Origin of the sequence: Mycobacterium sp. (assembly GCF_050701675.1) — a bacterium.
Taxonomy (GTDB): domain Bacteria; phylum Actinomycetota; class Actinomycetes; order Mycobacteriales; family Mycobacteriaceae; genus Mycobacterium.
Genome location: NZ_JBOGDD010000357.1, coordinates 1 through 5869 on the forward strand (window position 1 = coordinate 1; position 5869 = coordinate 5869).

3 protein-coding genes and 2 pseudogenes are annotated in these 5869 nt (G+C 67.6%); 4 read left to right on the forward strand and 1 reads right to left on the reverse strand.

Going from position 1 to position 5869, the window contains the following annotated elements:
* Positions 1 to 40: 40 nt before the first annotated feature.
* Positions 41 to 220: pseudogene (locus ACRDUX_RS10520) on the forward strand (hypothetical protein); the annotation flags it as partial.
* 50 nt (positions 221 to 270) lie between these two features.
* Positions 271 to 1758 (forward strand): amino acid permease, encoded by a 1488-nt coding sequence (locus tag ACRDUX_RS10525; RefSeq protein WP_526413616.1) that lies wholly within the window; start codon positions 271 to 273, stop codon positions 1756 to 1758.
* Positions 1759 to 1760: 2 nt separating this feature from the next.
* Here ACRDUX_RS10525 and ACRDUX_RS10530 read toward each other — a convergent pair.
* Positions 1761 to 3940 (reverse strand): annotated as a pseudogene (locus tag ACRDUX_RS10530) (acyl-CoA dehydrogenase family protein).
* Positions 3941 to 4029: 89 nt separating this feature from the next.
* Between ACRDUX_RS10530 and ACRDUX_RS10535 the strand changes: the two are divergent.
* Entirely contained in the window at positions 4030 to 5253 is a 1224-nt protein-coding gene (locus ACRDUX_RS10535; RefSeq protein ID WP_526413618.1) for an alpha/beta hydrolase, read from the forward strand.
* A 4-nt stretch (positions 5254 to 5257) separates the two neighbouring features.
* Positions 5258 to 5869, forward strand: a 612-nt coding sequence (locus tag ACRDUX_RS10540; RefSeq protein ID WP_526413620.1) for a wax ester/triacylglycerol synthase family O-acyltransferase, incomplete at its 3' end; no start/stop codon positions are given.

Below are 5869 nucleotides of genomic sequence, written 5' to 3' on the forward strand. Positions count from 1 at the left end.
GGCTGGACTCCGGCCCGCCGACTATGCGAGGTGAGTTTTCATGGCACGCATCGACTTGACGGCCAAGATCCCCCTGATCGGAATGACCATGGTGTTCCTGGCGATGGGGATCGTCGCCGTCACCGCCTACCTGCACGCCGGCTGGTATTCGATCGTGGGGTATGCGATCGCGGCCGTGATCGCCGTGTTCGGTTTCGCCTTCACCTTCCGCGACATCAATGACACGTCCAAACCGCCGCCCGTGGTACGGCCGTCGGACGGTGCGGGCCGATGACGACTGAACCGAAGCAGGAGGAGTACGACAACTCGGCGTTCAAATCCGAGGATGAAGGCTACGAGAAGGGCCTCAAACCGCGACAGCTCCAGATGATCGCGATCGGCGGCGCGATCGGCACCGGACTGTTCCTCGGCGCCGGTGGCCGACTCGCCAGCGCCGGGCCCGCGCTGTTCCTGGTGTACGGGTTCTGCGGCATCTTCGTGTTCCTGATCCTGCGGGCGCTCGGCGAACTCGTCCTGCACCGGCCGTCCTCGGGGTCCTTCGTGTCCTACGCCCGCGAGTTCCTCGGCGAGAAGGCGGCATTCGTCGCCGGCTGGATGTACTTCCTGAACTGGGCCATGACGGCGATCGTTGACTCCACCGCCATCGCCACCTACTTCCACTTCTGGAAGGCGTTCGCCCCCATCCCGCAGTGGCTCATCGCGCTCATCGCGCTCGCCATCGTGCTTGGCATGAACATGATCTCGGTGAAGGTGTTCGGTGAGCTCGAGTTCTGGGCGGCGCTGATCAAGGTCGTCGCGCTGGTGGCGTTCCTGGTCGTGGGCACCATCTTCCTGGCGGGCCGCTACGACATCCAGGGTCAGTCGACCGGATTCAGCGTCATCTCGGATCACGGCGGACTGTTCCCCACGGGCCTGTTCCCGGTGGTCATCGTCACTTCCGGCGTGGTCTTCGCCTATGCCGCAGTCGAACTCGTCGGCACAGCCGCGGGTGAGACGGCCAACCCGGAGAAGATCATGCCGCGGGCGATCAACTCCGTCATCGCGCGCATCGCGCTGTTCTACGTTGGCTCGGTGTTCCTGCTCGGGCTCCTGCTCCCGTACACGGCCTACAAGTCCGGTGAGAGCCCCTTCGTCACCTTCTTCTCCAAGATCGGTATCGAGGGTGCCGGCACGGTCATGAACATCGTCGTCCTGACGGCCGCGTTCTCCAGCCTCAACGCGGGTCTGTACTCGACAGGGCGGATCCTGCGGTCGATGGCGATGAACGGAAGCGCCCCGAAGTTCACCTCGCTGATGAACAAGCGCGGCGTGCCCTACGGCGGCATCTGCCTGACCGCCGTGATCGGGCTCTTCGGCGTGCTGCTCAACGGCATCGTGCCCGCGCAGGCATTCGAGATCGTGCTCAACGTCGCCGCCCTCGGCATCATCGCGTCCTGGGGCACCATCGTGATCTGTCAGATCCAGCTCTACCGGTGGTCGAAGAAGGGCATCCTGGAGCGGCCGTCGTTCCGGCTGTGGGGCACCCCGTGGACCGGCTACCTCACGCTGGCGTTCCTGCTCGGGGTGCTGGTGCTGATGGCCTTCGACCCGCCGATCGGCACGTGGACCGTCGGGTTGCTGGTGCTCATCATCCCGGCGCTGGTGGTCGGCTGGTTCGCCGTCCGGTCGCGGGTGCTGGCAGTCGCGAAGGAGCGCGAGGGATTCACGGGTCAGTTCCCCGTGATTGCGAACCGGCCGCCGCCTGGTGACAAGGAGTAGCCCTACTTCAGTAGCGGATCGCGCGGCAGGCCCAGGATGCGCTCGGCGATCGTATTGCGGGTGATCTCGGAGGTCCCGCCCGCGATCGTCATCGCGCGGTTTCCCAGATAGGCCGTCGCGAGCTGCGGCATCCCGCCGACCACGGCAGTGGCCCCGGCCAGGTCCATGCCCAGTTCGGTCAGCCGCTGCGATTGTTCGGCCAACAGCAGCTTGGTCACGTTTCCCTCGGGACCGGGCTCGGCGCCCGATATGGCGCGCGTGACCCGCCGCAGGTTGAGCAGCCGCAGCGTGTGAGCCTCGGCGATCACCTCGCCGGCCCGCCGCACGTGGGCCGCCGCCGTCTCGGTCGGCGCGCCGTCGAGCAGCGTGATCAGGTCATCGACGGTGAAGCCGGTGGGCGCCGACGAGCCGCCGCCGATCGAGATGCGCTCATTGCCCAGCGTCGCGCGGGCCACCAGCCAGCCGCGGTTCACCTCGCCGACCACGTCTGCGTCTGGGACGAACACGTCGTCGAAGAAGACCTCGTTGAAGTGCGCGTGCCCGGTGAGGCCCTTCAGCGGATTGATCTTCACCCCAGGCGCCGACATGTCGATGGCCACCATCGTGACGCCAGCGTGCTTGGCCGCGTCGGGATCGGTGCGCACCGTCGCCAGCCCCCACTGGCACTGCTGCGCCAGGCTGGTCCACACCTTCTGGCCGGTGATCAGCCAGCCGCCGTCGACCTTCTTGGCCGCCGTGCGCACCGCGGCGGCGTCGGAACCCGCACCGGGCTCCGAGAACAGCTGGCACCACATCACTTCGCCGCGGAGCACCGGTTCGACCCAGCGTTCGCGCTGGTCGTCGTTGCCCGCCTGGGCAATGGTGAGGGTGACCCAGCCCGTGATGCCCATGTCGGCGCGCTCGACGTGCTGGAATTCCTCCTCGATCACCAGCTGCTCCAGCACGGCCGCGCCCCGGCCCCACGGCTTCGGCCAGTGCGGTACCAGATAGCCCGAGTCGACGAGGAAGTCGCGCCGCTTCTCGGTCGGTAGGGACATCCACGTGGTGACGGCCTCGCGGGCCGGGGCGCGGAACTCCCCGGCCTCGGCGGGCAGGGTGAACGACGCGCCGCGGGCCTGCCCGCTGCGCTGCCCCGCCACGACGTCGATCAGGGGATCGGCGCCGTCGGCGATGAGCGCGCCGCGAGCGTGCGGGCCCGGCGCAGGTAGAGGTGTGCATCGTGCTCCCAGGTGAAGCCGATCCCGCCGTGAAGCTGAATGTTGCACTCCGCGTTGAGGATCTGCGTACGAATGGCATGTGATGCGGCCACCGCGGCCGGGAACCATGCGCTGTCGAGGTCTTCTACGCGGGCGGCGTCCCATGTCGCTGCGGTGGTCTGCTCGGCGTTGACGAGCATGTTGGCGGCGTGGTGCTTGACGGCTTGGAAGGTGCCGATGGTGCGGCCGAACTGCTCGCGCACCTTGGCGTAATCCACCGCCATTTCCAGGGCGGCCCAACTGATTCCGACGGCCTCGGCAGAGGCCAGGATGCGGAACGCAGAGCGCGCGTTGCGCGCGGCCCCGCGAAGGACGCGGTCCTCGGTGACGGTGACCGCGCGCAGTTCGACCTTGCCGATGCTGCGGGTGGTGTCCAGTGGCGCAAGGGGTGTGACCGTCACCCCGTCGGCGTTCGCATCCACGACGATGACGTCGTCACCGGCCGTCAGCACCAGGACGTCGGCGTGTGGTGCGCCAAGCACTGCGGCGCTCTCGCCGGTGAGCGTCAGACCCGGACCGATCGTGATGTCGCTCGACAGCCCGAGGGCGCCAACGCGACTGCCGTCGGCGAGTCCTGGAAGCAGGTGTGCTCGAAGGGTATCCGTTGCGCAGCGGTCGATGACCACCGCGGCCGAGCTGCTCGGCAGGAAGGGGCCGGGGCACAGTTCGCGTCCCTGCGCCTCGAGCACCACGGCCAACTCGGGCAGTCCGAAACCCGATCCGCCGTGCTCTTCGGCGATCGCCAGGCCCTGCCAACCGACGCCGACGGCGGCGGCCCACAGGTCGGCGGGGTGAGTCGCGCCCGCCGCGTCCTGATCGAGGGTCGCCCTGGCCGCAGCGCGGCTCTTCAGCCTTCTGAGCTGGCCGTTCGCGGCGTCGGCCAGGTCGCGGTGGTCGTCGGTGATCGCTAGCGCAGAGGTGCCCACGACCTCGACTAAACCACCCCGACGTGGAGTTGGTAGACAACTTCTGATTGTTGTCGTTTACCGGCGGGTAACCGGGGTACCCTCGCGAAATGACGGCTCGACCGGATACCCGGTATCCCGGACCCACCTGGACTACCCGCGCCCGCTGGCTGTTGAAGGCCGGTCCTGCCGACTACATGCTGGCGATGAGCGTCGCGGCGACGTCCCTGCCCGTGATCGGCAAGCACCTCGAACCGCTCGGCGGGGCCACCGCGATGAGCATCTGGGGGGTACGGCATACCCCCGACTTCGTCGGCGCTGCGGTCAAGTCCTGGCTGACGCCAGGCATCGGCGAGGTGAAGAAGCAGCAGCGCGATGCGACCAATGCCGTGACCGAGGCGGCGTTGCGTGGGGTCGTGCCCGCCAAGGATCTCGACATCACCTGGCCCGCTCCCGAACGCACTCCGCCGGTGTGGAAGGCATTCGAGCATCGTCGCAACGTGTACCGGTCCTCGGTTCGGTACGGGGACAGTCCATCTCAACTCCTCGACGTGTGGCGGACCAAGGACCTGCCAGTGCAACCCGCACCGGTGATGCTGTTCCTGCCCGGCGGCGCATGGGTGCACGGCGGCCGGATACTCCAGGGCTATGCGCTGATGTCGCATCTGGCCGACATGGGCTGGGTGTGCCTCTCGATCGACTACCGCGTCGCGCCCAACCACCCGTGGCCCCAACACATCACGGACGTGAAGACCGCCATCGCGTGGGCCCGCGCCAACGTGGACAAGTACGGCGGCGACCGCAATTTCGTTGCCGTGGCCGGTACTTCGGCAGGTGGGCACCTGGCGGCATTGGCCGGCCTGACTCCCAACGATCCCGAGATGCAGCAGGACCTGCCCGAAGGCTCCGACACCTCGGTGGACGCCGTCGTCGGCATCTACGGCCGCTACGACTGGGAGGACCGCTCCACCGTCGAGCGGGCGCGCTTCGTGGACTTCCTGGAGCGGGTCGTCGTGAAGCACGGGCTCGACCGGCATCCGGAGATCTTCCGCAACGCATCACCGATCGCCCGCACGCATGCCGACGCGCCACCGTTCCTCGTCATTCACGGCAGTGGCGACACCGTCATCCCCGTGCAGCAGGCGCGCGACTTCGTGGCCAAGCTGCGCGCCGAGTCACGGGCGCCGGTCGGTTACGTGGAGTTGCCTGGCGCAGGCCACGGCTTCGACATGACCGACGGAGCCCGCACCGGCTCGATGGCCACGGCAATCGGCTTGTTTCTCAACGAAGTTCACCGAAACCAGACGATGGCCGGGGCAAAGCAGGTTATATAGCCGCGTGAAGAGGCTCAGCGGTTGGGACGCCGTCCTGCTGTACAGCGAGACACCCGCCGTGCACATGCACACGCTGAAGCTGGCCGTGATCGCGCTCGACGACCTGAAGGGCCGGACGTTCGGCGTCGAGGACTTCCGCAAGGTCATCCACGGCAGGCTCTTCAAGCTCGCTCCGTTCCGCTACGAACTCGTCGACATCCCCTTCAAGTTCCACCATCCGATGTGGCGGGAGAACTGCGAGGTCGACCTCGAGTACCACATCCGCCCGTACCGGGTGGCCAGCCCCGGCGGCCGCCGCGAACTCGACGACGCGGTCGGCAAGATCGCCAGCACGCCGCTGGACCGCACCAGACCGCTGTGGGAGATGTACTTCATCGAAGGCCTCGCAGAGGGCAGGATTGCGGTGCTCGGCAAGATCCACCACGCGCTGGCGGACGGGGTCGCCTCGGCCAACCTGATGGCGCGGGGCATGGATCTTCAGACGGGTCCGGCCGACCGCGACTCCTATGCCACCGACCCCGCGCCAACCAGATCGGAACTGGTGCGGACGGCCTTCGGCGACCACCTGCGTCAGATCGGTCGACTGCCGGGGGTGATGCGCTACACCGCACAGGGC